The sequence below is a fragment of the Actinopolymorpha rutila genome, assembly GCF_013407855.1.
Taxonomy (GTDB): domain Bacteria; phylum Actinomycetota; class Actinomycetes; order Propionibacteriales; family Actinopolymorphaceae; genus Actinopolymorpha; species Actinopolymorpha rutila.
Map to the genome: position 1 here is coordinate 6,914,086 of NZ_JACBZH010000001.1, position 21,382 is coordinate 6,935,467.

The 21,382-nt window shown below is 70.0% G+C and carries 17 protein-coding genes; 5 read left to right on the forward strand and 12 right to left on the reverse strand.

Annotated elements, in window-relative coordinates; all coding sequences use genetic code 11:
* Nucleotides 1-181 precede the first annotated feature (181 nt).
* The 3 genes from F4554_RS31205 to F4554_RS31215 all read left to right on the forward strand — a co-directional run bounded on the left by F4554_RS31205 (nt 182) and on the right by F4554_RS31215 (nt 4,497).
* Nucleotides 182-2,293, forward strand: a complete 2,112-nt coding sequence (locus F4554_RS31205; protein WP_179791161.1) for an amylo-alpha-1,6-glucosidase — start codon at nt 182-184, stop codon at nt 2,291-2,293.
* Nucleotides 2,294-2,382: 89 nt separating this feature from the next.
* Nucleotides 2,383-2,898, forward strand: coding sequence for a GNAT family N-acetyltransferase (locus F4554_RS31210; RefSeq protein ID WP_202889541.1), 516 nt, complete (start codon nt 2,383-2,385; stop codon nt 2,896-2,898).
* Between the two features lie 165 nt (nt 2,899-3,063).
* Nucleotides 3,064-4,497 (forward strand): sulfatase/phosphatase domain-containing protein, encoded by a 1,434-nt coding sequence (locus F4554_RS31215; protein ID WP_179791162.1) that lies wholly within the window; start codon nt 3,064-3,066, stop codon nt 4,495-4,497.
* Nucleotides 4,498-4,499: 2 nt separating this feature from the next.
* On the opposite strand, the gene F4554_RS31220 is transcribed toward F4554_RS31215, so the two are convergent.
* A complete protein-coding gene (locus F4554_RS31220) occupies nt 4,500-4,670 on the reverse strand; it encodes a hypothetical protein (protein ID WP_179791163.1) in 171 nt (56 codons plus the stop codon).
* Between F4554_RS31220 and F4554_RS31225 the strand changes: the two genes are divergently transcribed.
* Nucleotides 4,650-4,817, forward strand: a complete 168-nt coding sequence (locus tag F4554_RS31225) for a hypothetical protein (protein WP_179791164.1) — start codon at nt 4,650-4,652, stop codon at nt 4,815-4,817. The two genes, F4554_RS31220 and F4554_RS31225, sit on opposite strands and share 21 nt — an antisense overlap.
* A 6-nt stretch (nt 4,818-4,823) precedes the next feature.
* On the opposite strand, the gene F4554_RS31230 is transcribed toward F4554_RS31225, so the two are convergent.
* From F4554_RS31230 to F4554_RS31240, 3 genes are all read right to left on the reverse strand, one after another.
* Nucleotides 4,824-6,128, reverse strand: coding sequence for a DUF6596 domain-containing protein (locus tag F4554_RS31230; protein WP_179791165.1), 1,305 nt, complete (start codon nt 6,126-6,128; stop codon nt 4,824-4,826).
* A gap of 13 nt (nt 6,129-6,141) precedes the next feature.
* Nucleotides 6,142-6,504: a YciI family protein gene (locus tag F4554_RS31235; protein WP_179791166.1), complete on the reverse strand. Its 363-nt coding sequence runs from the start codon at nt 6,502-6,504 to the stop codon at nt 6,142-6,144.
* 128 nt (nt 6,505-6,632) lie between these two features.
* Entirely contained in the window at nt 6,633-7,835 is a 1,203-nt protein-coding gene (locus F4554_RS31240; RefSeq protein WP_179791167.1) for an acetyl-CoA C-acetyltransferase, read from the reverse strand.
* A 234-nt stretch (nt 7,836-8,069) separates the two neighbouring features.
* Between F4554_RS31240 and F4554_RS31245 the strand changes: the two genes are divergently transcribed.
* On the forward strand, nt 8,070-8,846 hold the full coding sequence (locus tag F4554_RS31245) for a trifolitoxin immunity protein (protein ID WP_179791168.1): 777 nt from the start codon (nt 8,070-8,072) through the stop codon (nt 8,844-8,846).
* A gap of 71 nt (nt 8,847-8,917) precedes the next feature.
* Here F4554_RS31245 and F4554_RS31250 read toward each other — a convergent pair whose 3' ends face one another.
* The 8 genes from F4554_RS31250 to F4554_RS31285 form a co-directional block, all read right to left on the reverse strand.
* On the reverse strand, nt 8,918-9,970 hold the full coding sequence (locus F4554_RS31250; protein ID WP_337796276.1) for a sucrase ferredoxin: 1,053 nt from the start codon (nt 9,968-9,970) through the stop codon (nt 8,918-8,920).
* 171 nt (nt 9,971-10,141) lie between these two features.
* On the reverse strand, nt 10,142-12,001 hold the full coding sequence (locus F4554_RS31255; RefSeq protein WP_179791170.1) for an HNH endonuclease signature motif containing protein: 1,860 nt from the start codon (nt 11,999-12,001) through the stop codon (nt 10,142-10,144).
* A 217-nt stretch (nt 12,002-12,218) separates the two neighbouring features.
* Nucleotides 12,219-12,911, reverse strand: coding sequence for an RlpA-like double-psi beta-barrel domain-containing protein (locus F4554_RS31260; protein WP_179791171.1), 693 nt, complete (start codon nt 12,909-12,911; stop codon nt 12,219-12,221).
* A gap of 652 nt (nt 12,912-13,563) precedes the next feature.
* Complete coding sequence (locus F4554_RS31265; RefSeq protein WP_337796277.1) at nt 13,564-14,502, reverse strand: glycine betaine ABC transporter substrate-binding protein; 939 nt, start codon at nt 14,500-14,502, stop codon at nt 13,564-13,566.
* Between the two features lie 94 nt (nt 14,503-14,596).
* On the reverse strand, nt 14,597-15,604 hold the full coding sequence (locus tag F4554_RS31270) for an ABC transporter permease (RefSeq protein ID WP_337796278.1): 1,008 nt from the start codon (nt 15,602-15,604) through the stop codon (nt 14,597-14,599).
* On the reverse strand, nt 15,601-16,932 hold the full coding sequence (locus tag F4554_RS31275; RefSeq protein ID WP_179791172.1) for a betaine/proline/choline family ABC transporter ATP-binding protein: 1,332 nt from the start codon (nt 16,930-16,932) through the stop codon (nt 15,601-15,603). The genes F4554_RS31270 and F4554_RS31275 overlap by 4 nt, the downstream gene beginning before the upstream one ends.
* A gap of 628 nt (nt 16,933-17,560) precedes the next feature.
* Nucleotides 17,561-19,459 carry an ABC transporter transmembrane domain-containing protein gene (locus F4554_RS31280; protein ID WP_179791173.1) on the reverse strand — a complete coding sequence of 633 codons (1,899 nt, stop codon included), beginning with the start codon at nt 19,457-19,459 and terminating at the stop codon, nt 17,561-17,563.
* Entirely contained in the window at nt 19,456-21,285 is a 1,830-nt protein-coding gene (locus tag F4554_RS31285; RefSeq protein ID WP_179791174.1) for an ABC transporter ATP-binding protein, read from the reverse strand. The genes F4554_RS31280 and F4554_RS31285 overlap by 4 nt, the downstream gene beginning before the upstream one ends.
* Nucleotides 21,286-21,382: the final 97 nt, after the last annotated feature.

Here is a 21,382-nt window from a genome sequence, read left to right on the forward strand (position 1 = left end):
CCGCCGACGGGCCTGACGGTCGGACCGGCCACACTGGCGGACCGAACGTAGGACACAATCCTGCGCCAACCGGTTCGGGCGCCAGTCCCCGTCCAAGATCAGATCGATAACGATAAGGAACGATCGGGATCGGGTCGGGAACGGGCCGCCGGAAGGACCGCCCCGTGGTGAGGAGACGCCGATGCCGCAACCGTTCCTGCACGAGCTGATCAGCTGCGTGCACGCCCCCGCAGTCGTGTTGTCCGACCAGGACGGGCAGATCCGGCCCGGCGGCGTCCAGGGGATCCTCCTGAACGACCGGCGCGCCCTGTCCACCCTGCTGGTCGACGTGAACGGTGTCGAGCCGACGCCGGTCGGGCACGCCCTCCACGACGCCGGTACGGCACGGTTCGTGAGCGTGGCGCGCGGCCTGGGCGACCCGGGGGCCGACTCGACGGTCCGGGTGGAGCGCGAACGCCGGGCCAACCCGGACGGCATCGAGGAGGACCTGACGCTGGTCAACGTGGCCCGGACCGCGGTGGACTGCACCGTCCGGGTGCGGGCCGGGTCCGACCTCGCCGCCATGGACGACGTACGACGCGGCGGCCGGCCGGACCTCGCGCCACTGGCCGCGGCGGGGTCGGGCACCTGCGCCTGGGCCGGCGAGGACGTCCGGGTGACGCTGACGGCCGCGGACGGTGTGGGAGCGGAGTCGGACGAGCGGACGCCGGTCACGTACGAGACCGACGCCGAGGGCCACGCGGTGTTCGCCTGGCGGGTCCGGCTGCCCGCGCGTACCCGCTGGTCGACCACGCTTCGGCTCACCGTCGAGCGGGCCTCCGCAGGCACCGCCACCGTGACCGCCACCAGTGCGTTCCTGCCCGCGGCCGACGGACCCGGCTGGTCCGAGGTCGACGTCTCCGGCCCGGCCGAGCTGGTACGGCTGGTCGACCGCAGCGTCGAGGACCTGGCCGCGCTCGCACTCGCCGACCCGATGGCGCCGGGCGATGTGTTCCTCGCCGCCGGCAGCCCGTGGTTCTTCACGTTGTTCGGCCGGGACTCGCTGTGGGCGGCCCGGCTCACCCTGCCACTCGGCACCGACCTCGCCCGCGGCACGCTGCACACCCTGGCCCGCCGCCAGGGCACCCGGCTCGACCCGGACACCGCCGAGGCCCCGGGCAAGATCCTGCACGAGGTACGCCAGGACGCCCTGGCCGTCGGCGGTCCCGGCGGGCTCCCGCCGCTGTACTTCGGGACGATCGATGCCACCGCGCTGTGGATCTCGCTCCTGCACGACGCCTGGCGCTGGGGCATGCCGGCCGCCGAGGTCGCCGACCTGCTCGACCCGCTGGAGGCGGCGCTGGGCTGGCTGACCGGGGACGCCGACGCCGACGGTGACGGCTTCCTGGAGTACATCGACGAGTCCGGGCACGGCCTGGCCAACCAGGGGTGGAAGGACTCCAACGACTCCATCCAGTTCCCCGACGGCACCATCGCCGACCCGTCGATCGCGCTCAGCGAGGCGCAGGCGTACGCCCACGAGGCGGCCATCGGCGGCGCCGCCCTGCTCGAGGCGTTCGGCCGGCCAGGCGCGGAGCGGCTGCGGGACTGGGCGGAGGCGATGCGCGAGCGCTTCCGTACGACGTTCTGGGTGTCGGACCGGCGCGGCTCCTTCCCCGCGATCGCACTGGACGGCGCGAAGCGGCCGGTCGACACGGCGACCTCCAACCTCGGCCACCTGCTCGGCACCGGCCTGCTCAACCCCGAGGAGTCCGCGCGGGTCGCGGCCCGGATGGCCGAGTCCGACCTGGACAGCGGCTACGGCCTGCGCACGATGAGCGCCGACGCGGCCGGGTTCAACCCGCTCGGCTACCACTCCGGCTCGGTCTGGCCGCACGACACCGCGATCGGCGTACTCGGGCTGTCCCGGGCGGGCCACCATCGGGTCGCGGCCTCGCTGGCGTCCGGGCTGCTGCGGACCGCGCCGGACTTCGCGTACCGCCTGCCGGAACTCTTCGCCGGCACCGACGCCCACGCCGGGGACGCGGTGCTCGCCTACCCCGCCTCGTGCCGGCCACAGGCGTGGTCGGCGGCAGCCGCGGTGGTGATGCTCACCGCCGCGCTCGGGCTGGAGCCGGACGTGCCCGGCGGAACGCTGCGAGTCGCGCCGGCGGCGGACTTCGCCGCGTGGTGGCCACTGCGGGTGAGCGGGCTGCGGGTCGCCGGGCATCCGGTCACCGTCGCGGTGGACGCGAACGGCCAGGTCGAGGTCCAGACCTCCGCACCGGTCAAGGTCGAGACCCGGAACGTCTAGGACGGGGTCGTCCGGCCGCGCAGCCTCGCGTGCGGCCGGGCGACCTCGCGTGCGGCACTCGGCGGCGGGTGCGCGGTTACGATCGGCCGATGGCCGAACGACTGTCGCTGCGCGCCTTCCTCGAGGCCGACCTGGACGTCCTGGATCGCCTGTGCACGGACCCGGAAGCCCTGGGCGCGTTCGAGTGGCACGGGTTCGTGGATCCGAAGATTCGCCGCCGTCGCTTCGAGAAGGACAGCTACGTGGGCGAGGACTCCACCGCTCTGGCCGTCGTCGTGGACGGGGAGGTCGCCGGCCTGGTGTCCTGGCGCGGACTGGACTACGCCGGACCCAAGGGTGCCTGCTTCGAGGTCGGTGTCGCGCTGCTGCCCGAGCACCGCGGCAACGGGCTGGGCGCGCAGGCGCACCGGGTGCTCGTCGACCACCTGTTCAGGTACACGACCGTGCACCGGCTCGAGGCCCGCGTCGAGTCGGGAAACGTCGCCGAGGACCGCACCCTGGAGAGGGTCGGTTTCGGGCGCGAGGGTGTGCTTCGTGAGGTCTGCTGGCGCGACGGCGCCTGGCGTGACGGCGTGATCTACGGCCTGCTCCGCGCCGACGCCTAGGGTGTGGCGACGCGCGTCCCGCCCCCCTACTCCGTGAACGCTGCGGACGGCGTCCGATTGCGTCACCGCCCTCGCGCGCCCCGCCCCGCCGGCCGTAGGGTCGGTCCCGCGTGGTCAGCGGCGACCCGCGACGCCCGCCCGACAGTTCGCGAGCGGAGGAACCGCGTGCCGACCGACCAGCGACGAGACCAGCGCGACCAGCGGCCCAACATCGTCCTCGTTCTCACCGACGACCACGCCGCGCACGCCCTCTCCGCGTACGACGACACCCTGCTGCAGACGCCGAACCTCGACCGGCTGGCACAGGAGGGCATGCGATTCGACGCGACGTACTGCACGAACGCGCTGTGCGCGCCGAGCCGGGCGTCGATCCTCACCGGCACCTACAGCCACGTCAACGGCGTCCGCACGTTGTCGACGCACTTCGACGCCGCGCAGCCGACGTTCGTGTCGATGCTGCGGGACGCGGGCTACCAGACCTGGCTGGCCGGCAAGTGGCACCTCGGCCACGGCGGTGAGCACGACCCGCAGGGCTTCGACTACTGGGAGGTGCTGGACGGGCAGGGGCCGTACTGGGATCCGGAGCTGATCTCCGAGGACGGCCGGCGCACCGTCTCCGGCTACACCACCACGATCCTCACCGACCTGGCCATCGAGCGGATCCGGCAGCGCGACCCGGACCGGCCGTTCTGCCTGCTGCTGCACCACAAGGCGCCGCACCGCAGCTGGGACCCGGACACCGCGCACGCCAAGCTGTTCGCCGACGAGGACCTGCCCGAGCCGGCCACGTTGTTCGACGACCACGCCGGGCACGGGCGCGCCGCGCGCGAGGCCCGGATGCGGATCGGCCGCGACCTGAACGAGCGCGACCTCAAGGCGCCGTTCCCGCCCGGCCTGGACGAGCCGGAGCGGACCCGGTGGGCGTACCAGCGGTATCTGAAGGACTACCTGCGCTGCGTGGTGTCTGTCGACGAGAACACCGGCCGGCTGCTGGACGTGCTCGACGACGAGGGACTTCGCGACGACACGATCGTGGCGTACAGCTCCGACCAGGGCTTCTTCCTCGGCGACCACGGGTGGTACGACAAGCGCTTCATGTACGACGAGTCGCTGCGGATGCCGCTGCTGGTCCGCTACCCGCCGGAGGTGCCGGCCGGGTCGGCCACCGACGCGATGGCGCTGAACATCGACTTCGCGCAGACGTTCCTCGACTACGCGGGCATCGAGGCCCACCCGCGCATGCAGGGCGAGAGCCTGCGGCCGCTGCTGCGGGGCGAGCGTCCGGACGGCTGGCGGGACTCGATCTACTACCGATACTGGGAACACGACGACAACCCGCACCACGTCGAGGCCCACTACGGCGTGCGTACCGAGCGGTACAAGCTGATCTACTACTACGCCCGCGGGTTCGGGATTCCGGGCGCGTCGGACCGGACGATGCCGCCGGAGTGGGAACTGTTCGACCTCGAACGCGACCCGGCCGAGCTCACCAACGTGTGGGCACATCCTGCCTATGCCGACGTACGCGAGGAACTACGGGCCGAGCTTGCCCGCCTGCAGGCGCAGTACGCCGACGAACCCTGCGAGGACTCGGCGTAGTCCTAGCTCGCGGAGGTCACTGCTCGGGTGACCGGCTGGGCGGCAATCCGGCGTACGTCCGCCTCGGCGGCGGCGTACGAACTCACCGTCAGGTCGGCGAACCGGGCCAGCGCCGGGATGTCGCGGGTCCGGGTGTACTCCGCGCGCACGACGTGCAGGTCCTGCTCGGCCACGCCGAGCTCGCGGAAGTACGTACGCGCGAAGGCCGGGTGCTGCTGGCCGTCACCTTCACGGTCGAGCAGGACACGATCACCGCGTACGACGTGATCGCCGACCCGGCCTGCCTGGCCAGGCTCACCCTCGCCGTCCCCGACGACTGAGCCCGGCTACACACCTTCACCGGCAACCGGCGTAGCCGGCGGGAGTCCGGGCGCCAGGCGGGCGGCCCGCTGCGCGAGGTACCGCTGTTCCTGAACACTCGCGGTCGACCGGGCCGCGTCCAGGTACGCGTCGCGAGCACCTGCGAGGTCGCCGGTCTGTTCCAGCAGATGGGCGCGCACCGCTGTCAACCGATGGTTGCGGGCCATTCGTTCGTCCCCGGCGAGCGTGCCCAGCAAGGCGAGTCCGGCCCGTGGTCCGTGCACGCGGGCGAGTGCGACCGCCCGGTTGAGGGTCACCACCGGACCGGGCAGCACGCGTTCGAGTACGTCGTACAACGCGAGGATCTGTGGCCAGTCCGTCTCCTGCGCGGTGGCCGCCTCGTCGTGCACGGCCGCGATCGCCGCCTGCAGTTGGTACGCACCGACCGGGCCGGTGCCGAGCGTCCGGCTGATCAGCGCCACACCTTCGGCGATCTGGGCGGCGTCCCACAGGTCGCGGCGCTGTTCGTCGAGCGGCACGGGGACACCGTGGTCGTCGGTGCGCGCGTCCCGGCGGGCGTCGGTCAGCAGCATCAACGCCAGCAGGCCGGCGACCTCGGCGTCCGCGGGCAGGAGCCGGTGCAACAGCCGGGTGAGGCGGACGGCCTCGGCGACCAGGTCGGCCCGCCGTAGCCGCAGACCCGACGACGCGGTGTAGCCCTCGTTGAACATCAGGTAGAGCACGTGCAGCACGACCTGCAACCGTGCCTCCCGTTCACCTTCCGGCGGCAGGACGAAGCGCGCGCCGTCGGCCGCGATCCGCTGCTTGGCCCGGCTGATCCGCTGTGCCATCGTCGCCTCGGGCACCAGGAACGCCCGCGCGATCTCCGCGGTCGTCAGGCCGCCCACGGCGCGCAGGGTGAGCGCGAGCTGCGACGGCGCGGACAACGCCGGATGACAGCACAGGAACAGCAACGTGAGGGTGTCGTCGTGGTCGGCCGGCAGCGCCTGGCCGGCCGAGTCCGCCGGGTCCGCCGCCTCCACCGGCTCGAACGGAGCCAGCGAGGCAACCGCCTCCTCCCGCCGTACGCGCGCGCTGTCACTGCGCCACTCGTCCACCAACCGGCGCGAAGCCACGGTCACCAGCCACGACCGCGGACTGTCCGGCAGGCCGTCGGCCGGCCACTGCACCGCGGCGGCGATCAGTGCCTCCTGCACGGCGTCCTCACAGGCGTCGAACTGGCCGTGCCGCCGGACGAGGACGGCGAGGACCTGCGGCGCGAGATCACGCAGCAGGTCCTCCAGGCGGCCGGGAACGTCCGCGGTTCTCACGAGGTCGCGGTGCTCACATCTCCGGCGGGGCGTCCATCACCTGACGGACCTCGATCGGCGCCTGCACGAACGCCACGATCCGGGAGGCGATCTCCAGCGCCCGCGCCTCGTTCTCCACGTCGACGATCCAGTAGCCCACCAGCGACTCCTTGGACTCCGCGAACGGCCCGTCGGTCGGCACCGGAACGCCGTCGCGCCACCGGACGGTCTTCGCCGTGCTGCCGTCGGCGAGACCGTTGTCGTCGACGAGCTCACCGGACTCGCGCAGGTCCTGGTCGACCTTTCGCATGAAGTCGATCATCTCGTTGATCCACTCCGGTGACTTGGCGGCCATCATCCCGGCCGCCTCGCCGAACGTCATGAGCATGTACTTCATCTGCGTACTCCTTGGTTCCGAGCCCCTCGGCTCCGAGCCCCGGCGTTCCGAGTCCCGACCGGGGCGCTGTCACCGATGGGTCGGAGCCGGACCGGTCCGCTCTACACACGGACGGAAGTAATTGTGGCTCAGACGCGTTCGATCACCGTGGCCACGCCCATGCCGCCGCCCACGCAGAGCGTCACCAGGCCACGGCGCAGGTCCCGGCGTTCCAGCTCGTCCAGCAGGGTGCCGACCAGCATCGCCCCGGTCGCGCCGAGCGGATGGCCGAGCGCGATCGCGCCACCGTTGACGTTCACGATCTCCGGCGAGAGGTCCAGCTCCCGCATGAACCGCAGCACCACCGCGGCGAACGCCTCGTTCACCTCGTACAGGTCGATGTCACTCGGCGTCAACCCGGCCTTGTCAAGAGCGCGGCGGGCAGCCGGGCCAGGTCCGACCAGCATCAGCGTGGGGTCGGTGCCGACGGCGGCGGCACTGACGATCCGGGCACGCGGGGTCAGGCCGAGGTCGCGGCCGGCGCGTTCGCTGCCGATCAGTACGGCGGCGGCGCCGTCGACGATCTGGGAGGAGTTGCCCGCGGTGTGCACGTGCCGGATGCGTTCCACACTGGGGTAGCGGTCCATCGCCACCGCGTCGAACCCCAGCGCGCCCATCTTCGCGAAGCTCGCGGGCAGCGCGGCCAGTCCCGCCGGGGTCGTCTCCGGCCGGATCGCCTCGTCCTGGTCCAGCAGCACCTCGTCGTTAACGTCCACGACCGGGACCAGCGAGCGGTCGAAGTAGCCCTTCTCGCGGGCCAGCGTCGCCCGCTGCTGCGACGTCGCGGCGAACCGGTCGACGTCCGCGCGGTCGGTGCCCTCCAGCGTGGCCAGCAGGTCGGCGCTGATGCCCTGCGGTACGAAACCGGTCTTCAGGTTGGTCTCCGGGTCGATGAACCACGCGCCCCCGTCGGAACCCATCGGCACCCGCGACATCGACTCCACACCGCCGGCGACCACCAGGTCGTCGTAGCCGGACGCGACCTTCTGCGCCGCCAGGTTGACCGCCTCCAGCCCGGACGCGCAGAACCGGTTGAGCTGGGTGCCGGGCACGCCGACGTCCCAACCGGCCACCAGCACCGCGGTCCGGGCGAGGTCCGCGCCCTGCTCGCCCACCGGCGTGACGATCCCGAACACCACGTCGTCCACCCGCGCGGTGTCCAGGTCGGCACGGTTGGCCAGCGCGGTGAGCACGGTCGTGGCCAGCGTCACCGGCTTCACGCTGTGCAGCGAACCCCGCTTTCCCCTGCCCCGGGGCGTGCGGACGGCATCGAAGACGAACGCATCGGTCATGTCCCCAGCTTGCCCCCTCACCGGAGCGCCGGCGCCGCAACGACCGTTTCCCGGTGATGTTCGTCCGGATTTACGTCGTACGCGTGGAATGGGAGGGTTCTTGGGGCCTACGGAACGGCTCCGGACGATTGAGGCGTTTCGGACTGTGTCCGTGACCTCGCGCGAACGGGACGAGGCGGCCGGGCAGGCGAGCCGGGGTAGCGCGTCGCGACGTGGGCGGGGCACCCTGTCGGGATGGTCGCCGAGAGTTCAGCGGGTCGCCACCGCGCCGAGGCCGCCCGGGTCGAGGACACCGACCCGGGGACGGCGCCGGCGCCTGGCACCTCGTACGTCCACGATCTTCTCCGTCACCTCGGCCACTACGACTGGCCGGGCGCACCTCGATACCTCCGCGGCAGTGACGGCCGCGAGGTGCTCAGCCGGCTCGACGGGCACGTCGCGTGGGAAGCCGCCCAGCCGCCGCCGGTCTGGTCGGAGGACAGCCTGGTCAGGGTGGCGAAGCTGGTCCGGCAGTTCCACGACCTGACCGCGGGTACCCACCTGGCCGGTGACCAGGAGGTCGCCTGCCACAACGACCTGGCGCCGCGCACCACGGTCTACCGCGAGGAGGAGGCCGGGCTGCGTCCGTACGCGTTCGTCGGCTGGGATCTCGCCGGCCCCGGCCGCCGGGTGCACGACGTCGCACTGGTGTGCTGGCAGTTCCTCGACCTCGGTCCGCGCCGGGCCAGCGCCGCCGGTCCGGCGAGGCTGGTGGCCCTGATCGCCGATGCGTACGCCCTGCTGCCGAGGGACCGTGCCGAGCTGGTGGAGACGATTCTGTGGTGGCAGGACCGCTGCTGGCGCGGGCTGGCCGCGTCCGATGCCGCCGGGGCCGGTGACGAGGTTGCGGCCGCGGCGGTCGAGGACGTCCGCGCCGCGCATGCGTGGGTAGCGGAGCACGCGAACGAGTTCGCCGCGGCGATCGCTCCCGCCCGGGTGCTGAACGCCGGGTCGCACGCCCGCGAGGACTGACCGACGCGGGCGCGCGTACGCCTCACCCGTACGTACGGCTCAGATGGCATGTACGGCTCGGCATGTACGGCTCAGGTGGTGCCCACGCCGACAGGCTCGGCCTCGCTGACCTCGGTGACCACGTGCGCGGTGGGTGTCAACGGCGCCTTGGCACAGCTGGTCTTGCGGTCCGGGCGGAGGGTCTCCTCCCGGCCGGTGACGGTCCATGCCCGGTCGTCCACGACCACGCGTACCTGCCACCCCCGGGCATCGGCGCCCGGCGCCTCGGGCTCCGGCCGTACGGCGTCCGGGTCGGCCTCACCGGCCCGCTCACGTACCGCGAGTTCGGCCACCTGACCTGGTGCCGTCCAGGTGGAGCGGCCGCGGCAGCGTTCGGTCACCATCCGTCCGGCCCTGGCCTCGGCAAGGACGTGTTCGGCGAAGTCGACGTCCAGTCGGCCGTAGAGGTAGCCGGTGGGCAGCAGGACAGCGGTCGGCGCGAACCGGTGGCCGCCGGTGTGCGTGGTCTCCCAGATGCCACCCGTCGAGTCGGCCACGTCGGCGGCGTGGCGCCGGGCGAGTTCACCGGCCAGCGGACGGCCGACGAGCGCGCAGCACAGGTCGCGCCGGCCGTTGCTGCACACCAGCAGCACCGGCCCCTCCACCCGCGCGCCCCACTCGAGTGGCTCCTCCCCCGCGGCCAGCGCCGCGAGGTCGAGGTCGAGCAGCGACCGGGGGTCTTCCACGAGTGCCGCCCGAAGCCAGGTCGCCCCGGGACGGGTGTGCGCCACGAACACCCGCCGTCCGCCCGGCAGCGTCGCCGGCGGATGCGCGTCGGCGTGCCGTCCGGGCCTGCGGATCAACTGGATGCGTACGCCGGTGCCCTTCGACCGAGCCGCGAGCTCACGGCCGAGTTCGACGTCGAGGTGGCTCTCCACCAGCGCGTCCGCGCCGTAGGGTCCGGGCTGCTCGATGCACAGCCAGGTCGTCGCGGTCGCGGCCGACCCGGCGATGGGTTCGTCGTACGTCGCGGACAGGATCGAGCACGCATCAGGAGAACGCCCGACCTGATGACCTTGGCCGACAGCCGGCTCGTCGGGAATCGCGTTCGTCCTCGCTTCGGCCTCGCCACCGTCACGTGTCACCGGACTCCTCCGTCGCATCCCGCGGATCATCTCCCACCGCTGCCTAGCACTCCGTCCACTCTGTCAGCCCGGCGCGGCGGCTCGGGTCCGGGGCGCCACTATCGGCCAGCCGGTCCGGATGAGCCAGGTTTCCGGCGTGCGGTCCGGGCGTGCCGGTTTGGGCGTACGCCCTCAGAACGGCGGTAGGTCATCCTCGGCCGTCCTCGTGTTCGAGGTGGCGGGTGCCGGTTCGGGTGGTGCGGGGTCGGTGAGGGATGGTGCTCCGCTGCGGTATTGCCGGCCGTAGGGGTCGGTGAGCCTGTGCTCTCCCGGCCCGGTCTGTTCGAGTTTCCAGTCGCGTTCGGTTTTGGCTTTGTGGTGCCGGGGGCACAGGGGTGCGATGTTGTCCACGGCGGTTTCCCCGCCGTCGGCGTGTTCGGTGTTGTGGTCCAGATGGCAGGTGGCTGCGGATCTGCGGCAGGTGGTCCACACGCAACGCTGGTCGCGGGCATGCACCAGTTCGGCTTGCAGTCCGCGCAGGAACCTGGTCGGGATGGGATGCAGGTGTAATAGCCGTCCGGTGACCGGGTGGGTGACACCCACGGTGAATCGGGCTTCGGGGTTGGTGAGGTTGTTCGCGACCAGGCGGCTGGCGACCTCGGTGATGACGGGTCCGAACCCGCCGAGCTCACCGGGCTGGGCACTGAGTCCCATCAGGGTGGTCAACGGGACATTCAGCTGGATCTTCGCCCGCGTTCGTATCCCACCCCAGCTCCGCTGCGAGGAGGTCCAGGGCGGCCCGGGTTGTGGGGGTGCGGTCGTCCTATCTGTCGGCGGGCCGGTGTCGCCGGGCGGTGGGAATGTCGACTCGTCGGGTCGGCGCTTCTGCTGCGGGATCTGTCCCGCAGCGGAATGTCCGGTGGTGGCAGTGTCGCTGTCGGCAGCGTTGGTCTTCTCCGCGGCTACGTCCTTCGCGGCGTCGTGGGCGGCGGTGTCGTGGACCGGGGTGCCGTTCGCGGCGGCGCCGCACACCGTGCACCTGGCCACAGGAACCGGGGAGCAGTCGCCACACTCGCACCAGTCGTAGTGCAGGTCGTGGTCGGGGAACCGGTGAACGGCACAGTGCCCCTTGCCCGCGTGGCTCCGCGCGCCCTGGTCGTTGTCGGCCTCACTCGGCACGGTCTCGTCTTCGGTCTGCTCCGCCTGGTCCTGATCGGTGTGGTCGGGAGCGGGGCAGTCGGTGATGTCGGCGTTGCCGGTCAGCAGGGAGGCGGCCACGTCCGCGCGCAACTGGCCGAGAGTGCGGGAGTCGCCGGTGGACTTGACCGCCCGGGCGATCGCGTCGAGGGAGCCGAACGCCTCAGCTGCCTGGTCGGCGGACAGACCGCGAATGGACAGATCCGCGACACCATCGACGGCAGGCCAGATCGCCACGTCACGCTCCGAGCGCTTGGCCTTGTGCCGCTTGGCGGCGGCTTCGGGGTCGGCCTTGACGACCTCAGCCTCCACCTTCGCCCGCAGCAACCCGCCGCGCAGGTCCAGCACCCTGGGAAACAGCGCGGCCTCGATCGCGTCCCACAGGTCGGGCTTGGCGTCGGTGATGCGGTCGACGATGGTGCGGGCGTCGGTGAGCTCCAACTTCCCGGTCGCGAGTGCTTCCCGGGTGCGGGGCAGCCGTGGCAGTGCGGTGGCCATCGCGACGACCCAGTGCGCGTGGTGACCGGTCCAGCCCAGCAGCGGTTCGAGAACCTCCGGGGTGAACGGGTCCGGCGTGGATGTGCGTTCGGCCGGTTCGTCACGCATCCCGGAAGGAGTGTGGGCGAGTTCGTTCACATCGGCCAGACACTCCGCCTCCAGCCAGCAGACCAGCCGCCGCCGCGCCATCAACAGCTCTTCCAGCTCGAACCCGTTACACGCGGCACGGTCAACCGAGGCGAGCGCGACAACCAGCTGCGGACCGGGCGGCAGGTCCGCCAACCCGGCCGGCAGCACCCGACGAGCACCGGGCTCATCACCCAGGCCTTCGCCGAAGCACTCATCGCCGTCGCTCATGCGTTCGATTCTATCGAACAAGATCGACTAGTGTGCGCCGGAAACCCTTACCCACAAGAAGAACTGACGTCAACTTCAGCTTGCGCGACGCCACCTCAGCCACACACGTGTGCGCGTACCCGCAGACGCCGACGGACCCTCCCCGGTACGGGAAGGGTCCGTCGGAACGTTACCGATGACGCCACGTGCGCGCGCCACCAGCGGTGAGGCGGTAGTCCTACTTGCTGAGGACCTCGTACGTGACCTCCTGGCGGCCCTGGCCGCGGGAGACGCCCAGCGCGTCCCACGTGTCGGGCAGCATGTCGATCACCGCACCGGTCCAGCTGGCCGGGCCGCGGTCGGCGACCGGAGCGATCACGCTCTTGCCGGTCTGCTTGCTGGTGATTCGCACCATGGTGCCGCAGGGAATCTTCCACAGGGCCACGCCCTTGGTGGTGGTCCGGCTGTTGCCGCCGCAGGCGAGGGGCTGGTACTCCGAGGCGTCACCGAAGAAGGTGCCCGGGCCACTCTTGGTCTCCAGGACCTTCCAGGCCGGGGCCGCAGCCTTCTTGACCGTCTTCTTCACCTTCTTGGTCACCTTGGGCGTCGGCTTGGCGGTCTTCTTCACCACCTTCTTCTCGGCCTTCTTGACGACCTTCTTCTTCTCAACCTTCTTCGCGGCCTTCTTGGTCGCCTTGGGCGTCGGCTTGGGCGTCGGCTTGGCGGTCTTGGTCGCGGTGGCCTTCGGAGTCGCGGTCGGCAGGGCCTTCCGGTCGGCGCCACGGGCGGCGGCCTTGGACGTCTCCGACTTGGTGGCCTTGATCGGCTCGTTCACGGACGCGGTCGCCGGCGTCGGTTCGGACCGGTTGGCCAGGACCAGGCCGCCCGCGGCGACTCCGGCCACCACGAGAGCCGCGGCAACTACTCCCACGACGATCTTTCGACGAGCACTCTGCGAGAATTTTTGCAGCCCAGACAAGAGCAAAACCTTTCGATCGGGACAAATCGTTCTGCACCGCTGCGGAATGATCTCCCCCGACCGCGCGCGGCCCGAATTGGCAGGCCGCCGGCGTCACGAAACCTGAAGTTTTGTCGCTTTTGTGTGACTAGGTCTCGACTTATGTACGGACAACCGCGGGCAGTCGGCGCGATGGGACACGACTGCTCGGCGCAGCACCGGAATGTAGCTGGCGAAACCGCGCAGGATTCGCCACGACGCCGCCTAGATTTCCATGAGCGGCGAGATCATTCCAAGTCGGTGCGCACCGCAAGAAAGTGACCTTCACCACATCAAATGCGGCGAGTAATCCGGTGATGGCGCAGACCGTATGGAACGGAAAGAATATGCGCACACCTGCGGGCCCGCGAAAGATTATCAGCACTTCCTGGTGCCTTTATCAGGGCAACTCTAGCTTTCCGGCGCAGAACTGTCCAAACAGCCCTCGAATTGCCGGCGACTGCACTCCGGGAGACGGGGGCAACGGGTCGTTGACAGCAAAGCGGCGCCCGGCCCACCACGTCGGTGGGACCGGGCGCCGCACAGCTACCGGAAGGCCGGTACGCCTCACGTCGAGGCGGCAGACCTACTTCGTCAGGCCGTCCACGAAGTCGGCGTTCTTCTTCGACCAGTCGGACACGCCCTTGTCCTCGTTGCCCTTGTTCTGGTTCAGGGCGACGTCTTCCAGGGTGCCGAGCTGCTGGTCGTTCATCTTGAAGTCGGCCATCCACTTCTTGACCTCGGGGAAGTCCTTCCCGAAGCCCTCACGCCCGACCACGTGCAGCTGCTCGCCCTTGCCCAGGGTGCCCTTGGGGTCCTTGAGGTCGTGGATCGGCAGCTTCGCGTAGGCCCAGTGCGGACGCCACAGGGTCACCACGATCGGCTTCTTGGCCTTGATGGCCTTCTGCAGCTCGGCCAGCATGGCCGGCGTGGAGGACTTGGCCAGCTGGAAGTTGTCCAGACCGTAAGCCGGCATGACCTTCTTCTCGGTCGTGCTGGTCAGCCCGGCACCTGCCTCGATGCCGGTGATCTTGCCGCCGAACTCGCCGGACTTCGCCTTCAGGTCCCCGATCGTCTTGACGTCCTTGACGTAGTTGGGGACGGTGATGCCGAGCGTGGCGTTGTCGTACCAGACGCCGATGTCCTCGAGCTTCTTGCCGTAGCGGTCCCAGTACGTCTTGTGGGTAGTCGGCAGCCAGGTGTCCAGGAACAGGTCGACGTCACCCTTGGCCAGGCCGGCGAAGAGCGGACCCGGGTCGAGCTGAACCATCTCGACCTTGTAGCCCTTCTTCTCCAGGGCCTGCTTCCACAGGTGGGTGGTGACGACGTCCTCGTCCCAGGGGATCCAGCCGATCCGGATCGTCTTGCCCTTGCCGGGCCCACTCGCCTGCGTGGTTTCCTTCTTCTCGCCACCGCCGGCGTTGTTCGCGCCGCCGATGGTGCCGCAGCCCGCGGCCACCAGGGTGGTCGCCACCAGTGCCGCCAGCGCCACCGCGAGGCGACGCCACAGTCCTCCAGTTCGCACGGTTCAACAGTCCTTTCGTCGTCAGGTAGTTCACGTCACGCGCCAGACGACACGCGAGTGCCCCGTATGGTCGGGTGTCAGCGCTGCCGGAAAGTCATCGGTTTCCGGCGGCCGACTGCGCACGGACCACTGCCGAACGACTCGTGAGAGAGGCCGTCAGCCGGTCGAGGTAGACCGCGAGCACCACCACCGCCAGGCCGGCCTCGAAGCCGCCTGCCAGATCGATGGTGGAGATTGAGGTGTAGACCTTGCCGCCCAGACCGCCGGCGCCGACCAGCCCGGCGATCACGACCATGGACAGGGCCAGCATGATCACCTGGTTGATGCCGGCCATGATCGTCGGCAGGGCGAGCGGGATCTGGATCCGGCCGAGGATGCGTCCCGGAGGCGCACCGAACGACTCACCGGCCTCGACGACCTCGCGGTCGACCTGGCGGATACCCAGCTCCGTCAGGCGTACGCCGGGCGCCATCGCGAAGATGACGGTGGCGACGACGCCGGGAACCACCCCGACGCCGAACAGGAAGATCGCCGGGATGAGGTAGACGAACCCCGGCATGGTCTGCATGAAGTCCAGCACCGGTTTGACGATCCGGCTCACCGTGTCGTTCTGCCCCGCGGCGATACCGATCGGGATGGCGAACACCACCGCGACCACGCTGGCGACCAGGACCAGCGCCAGGGTGTCCATGGTCGGCTTCCACAAGCCCATGCTGTCGATGAGCAGGAACGCCAGAACCGCGAACAGGCCGAACTTCCAGCCCCGCAGGGCCAAACCGAGTACGCCGAAGGCCACTGCGAGGACGATCGCCGGCGGCAGTCCACCGAAGGCCGCGGCGTAGCCGAGCGCCATGGCCACCACGAAGGCGGCCGCGCCCCACTTCCAGCCCTTCAGGGCAAGGGCGAGCAGGCCGAACACCACGGCCAGCCCCACGATCACGGGTGCGTTGAAGAACCCGGCCAGGCCGTCGACGACGAACCCGACGGCGCTGCCGATCGCGTCGAACACCGCACTGAGGTTGTTCACCAGCCAGTCGACGGCACCGGCGAACAGCTCGCCGACGTGCAGGCGAGGGATCGAGAACGTGGCGAGCAGACTCACGGCCTGACCTCCTCGGTGTCCGTGCCGGTGCTGCCGGCGGGCTTGGCGTCAATTCCAGGTTGCGCGCCGTCAGGATCGGCTTGCGCGCCGTCAGGACCGGCTTGCTCCCCGTCCGAATGGGCTTGCCCACCGTTGAGATCGGACGCGTGCGGACCGCTGCCCAGCGCGGCGAGCAGGGTCACCCTGGGGATCACGCCCAGCAGCCGCCGGTCGTCGTCGACCACGGCGAGCGGCACCGGCGCCTCCGCCGAGGGAGTCAGCAGCTCGGCGAGCATCACGTCCGGCCCGACCGACACGACGTCGTCGGCGTTGGTCAGTCCTTCCAGGGACTCCTTGCCGGTACGGGTCGCCTCCGCCACCACGCTGTCACGCACGGCACCGACCAGGTGGCGGTCGCGGTCGACGACGAACGCCGCACCGACCTGGTTCTCCCGCATCACCCGCAGCGCCTGCCGCGGGCCGGACTTGGCCCGCACCAACGCCACCGGCGGTTCCATGACCGCGCTGGCGGTGAGCACCCGCGAGCGGTCCACGTCCTGCACGAACTGCGCGACGTAGTCGTTCGCCGGGTCCTGAAGAATCTCCTCCGACGTGCCGATCTGCACGATCCGGCCGTCCCGCATCATCGCGATCCGGTCGCCGAGACGCATCGCCTCGTTCAGGTCGTGGGTGATGAAGACGATCGTTTTGCCCAAGCGGGCTTGGAGTTCGAGCAGCTGTTCCTGCATCTCACGCCGGATCAGCGGGTCGAGTGCGCTGAACGCCTCGTCCATCAACAAGATGTCCGTGCCGGCGGCGAGCGCGCGGGCCAGGCCGACGCGCTGCCGCATCCCGCCGGAGAGCTGGGTCGGCAGGTGGTCCTCCCAGCCCTCCAGCCCCACCATGGAAAGCGCCTCGCGGGCCCGGTCGACGCGCTCGGTCTTGCCGAGCTTGCGGACCTCCAGCGCGTAGGCGGCGTTCTCCAGAACGGTGCGGTGCGGCAGCAGCGCGAAGTGCTGGAAGACCATGCTGATCTTCTCCTGCCGGACCGCACGCAACCGCTTGGGGGAAAGACCACTCAACTCGGTGTCGCCGAGGTAGACATTGCCGGAGGTGGGAGTGAGGAGTCCGTTGAGCATCCGGATCAACGTGGACTTTCCCGAGCCGGACAACCCCATCACGACGAAGATCTCGCCTTCGTCGACGGCGAAGGACGCGTCGATCACGGCCGGCGTGACGCCCATCCGGCGCACGTCCTTGGCTTCCTTGCCCTGCTCCAGCAGGGGAACGGCATCGTCTGCACGACGCCCGAAGACCTTGTAGATCTTTTCGGCACGTACTGCGTGCACGAGCTCCCAATCTTTTCGATCGCACCACGTGGCACACGGCTCTACGGCCGGGCTCGGCGAAGCACTCGGGGTTCGTCAACCGCACATTGACACACGCGGGTCGCGTGCGTTCACACGGTCACAGTCGACCGGCGCCCCCGGAGTCGATCACGACGATCGACAGCACGAACGCAACTGCGCCCTGCGGCGCCTGTCGGAGACACCCGTGCGGGCCGGTCCACCCCTGACGGGTAGTTCGGCCCTTGACGCTACCGGGACCGGCCATCGGATAGCCAATCCGGTAACCGGAATGTTGTCATTCTCCCACTCGATGTCACGTCGAGTGCATGGGAAGAACGCCTGTGCCACAACGAGCCGCCGAACAGTTCGCGCGCGCACACCGACCGTGACGAGACACGGGTCGACCCGAGGTTGCACCCACCCCCAGTCACTCGCTCGAACCGCCCGGATAGTTCGGATGGTTCGGATACGGGTGTCAACGCCAGGTTGCGGGCTATGCCGGGTTGCGGGGCTATGCCCGACAACGACGGGTTGGTGGTGCAACGAGAAGGAGCCGCCTCCCCGCAGGGAGACGGCTCCATTCTCGTTTGCCGTGGCCGGCCCGAGGGGCCGCGCCGAGCTCAGGCCCTCAGGCCAGGCTCTCCAACCAGGCGTTGTGCAAGTCGGCGAACCGGCCGGTCTGCTCGATCAGCTGGCTGGGCGACCCGTCCTCGACCACCCGGCCCTGCTCCATCACCAGCACCCGGTCGGCGATCTCCACCGTGGACAGCCGGTGGGCGATGATCAGCGCCGTACGGTCGGCGAGGATCGTCCGCAGCGCCCGCTGCACCAGCCGCTCGCTCGGCACGTCCAGGCTGGACGTCGCCTCGTCGAGGATCAGCACCGCCGGGTCGGCGAGGAACGCCCGGGCGAACGCGATCAGCTGCCGCTGCCCGGCCGACAGCCGGCCGCCGCGCTTGCCCACCTGGGTGTCGTACGCGTCCGGCAGCGCCTCGATGAACTCGTCCGCGCCGATGGCCCGCGCCGCCGCCACGACCTCCTTCATCGTGGCGTCCGGCCGCCCGAACCGGATGTTGTCGGCGACCGTTCCGGTGAACAGGAAGTTCTCCTGGGTCACCATGACCACGGCCGTGCGGAGGGTGGCCTCGTCGAGGTCGCGCAGGTCGACCCCGTCCAGGCGCACGCTCCCCTTCACCGGGTCGTAGAAGCGGGACAGCAGCTTCGCCAGCGTCGTCTTGCCGGCGCCGGTCGCACCCACCAGCGCGACCGTCTGGCCCGCGGGCATCCGCAGGTCCAGCTCGGGCAGCACCGGCCGGCCCTCGACGTACCCGAACTCGACGTGGTCGAAGTGCACCTCGCCGCGGGCGTTGTCGAGCTTGACCGGCTTGGCGGGCTCGGCCACCTCCGGCTTCTCCTCCAGCACACCGGACAGCTTCTCCAGCGCGGCACTGGCCGACTGGAACGTGTTGTAGAACTGGCTGATCTCCTGCATCGGCTCGTAGAACTGCCGCAGGTAGAGCAGGAACGCCGCCAGCACACCGACGGTCACCGCGTCGTGGAACGCGAGCCAGCCGCCGTACAACAGCACCGCCGCCACGGTGACGTTGCCGATCGCCTTCACACCCGGCATGAAGACCGCGATCAACCGCATGCCCTGCATGTTGGCGTCGCGGTAGTTGGCGTTGACCTCCTCGAAGATCTGCTGGTTGCGCGGTTCGCGGCGGAACGCCTGCACCGCGCGGATCCCGCCCATCGACTCCACGAAGTGCACGATGACGACCGCCACCGTCTCCCGCGTCTTGCGGTAGGCGATGCTGGACTTCTTCCGGAACCACTGGGTGAAGAACAGCAGGATCGGGATCGGGACCAGCGCCACCAGGCCGAGGTTGACGTCGAGGATCAGCAGCAGGACGGCCGTACCGACAAGGGTGAGCACCGCGCTCACCATGCTGTCGAAGCCGGACTGCAGCAGCTCGTAGATCGCCTCGATGTCGGAGGTCAGGCGGGAGATCACCCGACCGGAGGTGTACTTCTCGTGGAACGACAGCGACAGCTTCTGGAAGTGGTTGAAGATCCGTCGCCGCAGGTGGAGCAGAACCTCCTGGCCGATCCGCCCGGACAGCTGCAGGAACAACTGCCGGGTGACGGCCTGGGTGACCGCGGCCACCACCAGCGCCACCACGACGGTGACCAGCGTGGTGGCGCCCTCGTTGTGGACCAGCGGCGGGATGCCGCGGTCGATGCCCACCTTCACGAGGTACGGGATGGCCAGCCGGGCGGCGTTCTCGACCACCACCGCCACGATCAGCAGGGCGATCAGCTTGCGGTAGGGACGGAGCAGATCGCCGAGCAGCTTCCGGGATCGCTCCCGGAGGAACACCGACGCCTTGTCGCCGATGTCGTCCTGTCCTTCGGACGCGACACCGCGCCAGCCCTGCTCCTCCACCGGCTGGGCGCCGGCGGTCTTCTGGTTCTCGTCGGCCTCGTCGCCGGAGGTCTGCGTCGTGGTCTGGGTCTGGGTCGTCACGAGTACACCTCCTCCGCCTCGAGGTCGGTGTCGGCGTCCTGGCCGAGCAACTCGCGGTAGGCGGGAACCTCGGCGAGCAGCTCCTGGTGGGTGCCGACGTGGGTCACCGTGCCGCCCTGCAGCAGGGCGACCTTGTCCGCCAGCAGCACTGTCGACGCCCGGTGGGCGACCACGATGCCGGTGGCCTCGGCGAGCACGTACCGCAACGCCTTCTCCACCAGCGCCTCGGTCTCCACGTCCAGCGCGGACAGCGTGTCGTCGAGCACCAGGATCTTCGGCTTGGTGAGCACCGCCCGGGCCAGCGCCAGCCGCTGCCGCTGACCACCGGACAGCGACAGGCCCTGCTCGCCGATCCGGGTGTCCAGGCCCCACGGCAGGTCGTGCACGAACTTCGCCTGCGCGACCTCGAGTGCCTGGTGGACCTCCTCCTCCGTCGCATCGGTGCGACCGAGCGTGAGGTTCTCCCGCACGCTCATGGAGAACAGCGTCGGCTCCTCGAAGGCCGTGGCCACGATCGAGCGCAGTGCCGGGAGGGTGAGGTCGCGGACGTCGCGCCCGTCGATGGTCACCCGGCCCGCGGTGACGTCGTGCAGCCGGGGCACCAGCGACGTCAACGTGGTCTTGCCGGTACCGGTCGCCCCCACGATCGCGACCGTCTCGCCCGGCTGGACGTCCAGCCACACGTCGTGCAGCACCGGAGCGTCGTCGTCGGGGAAGTGGAAGCCCACCCCCTCCAGCCGCAGGTGACCGGCCGCCCGCGGCGCCTCGTCCGAACCGCCCGCGATCGCCGGCTCGGTGTCGAGCACCTCCATCACCCGGTCGGAGGCGGTCATCGCCTCCTGCGCCATCGCGAGGATCTGGCCCAGTGAGGCGATCGGCCACACCAGCTGCAGCACCAGCGTGCTGAACGCCACCAGGTCGCCGAGCGTCAGAGCGCCCTTACCGACGGCCAGTGCCCCGAAGAGCAGGACGAAGGTGAGGGTGAGGTTGGGGACGAAGCCGAGGAACGTCCAGAACCTCGACGACAGCCGCACCTTGTCCATCGACGTGTCGTAGACCTGGCGTGCCTGCTCGTCGAACGTGTCGTACATGTGGTGCCGGCGGCCGAACGCCTTGATGACCCGGATCCCGACCGCGCCCTCCTCGACCACGGTCGCGAGGTCGCCCTGCTGGTCCTGCACCGCACGGGAGATCCGGATGTAGCGCTTCTGGAACCGGAGCGACATCACGATGACCGGCGCCGCGGACACGGCCACCAGCAGGCCCAGCGGCCAGTACATCTGCAACAGCAACACCGTGACGACGCTCAGCTGGACGACGTTGGTGATGAGGAAGATGACGCCGAAGCCGAGGAACCGGCGGATGATCGACAGGTCGGTGGTGATCCGGGACAGCAGCTGGCCACTTTGCCAACCGCCGTGGAAGCTCATCGGCAGTCGCTGCAGATGAGCGTAGATGTCGTCGCGGATCTCGGTTTCCAGGCCGAGCACGGCCACGGACTGGATCCAGCGACGAAGGAAGATGAGGAACGCCTCGACGAGTCCGAGTACGACCGCCAGGACGCCCAGCAGGACCAGGCCGCGGGAGTCACGGTGCGCGATCGGTCCGTCGATGATGTGCTTGGTGATCAGCGGGATCGACAGGCTCGCGCCGACACCGACGAGTGCGGCGGCGAACATCACGATCAGTCGGCCGACGTAGGGCCGAAGGTAGGTCCGCAACCGCCACAGGGAGTCGAGGCTACGGAGTCGGGATCTGGAGTTGTTGGTGGTACCGGGCTGGTTGGGCTGGTTGGCGACAGTCGCCGCCGAGGTATCTGATGGCATTGTCGGGCAGGCCACTCCTCACCGAGTGCGTTTCGGAAGAAGGTCGCCGGATCTAGAACGCCGCCCCTCCACGGGCGATCCGGCCAGGAAGCTGAGA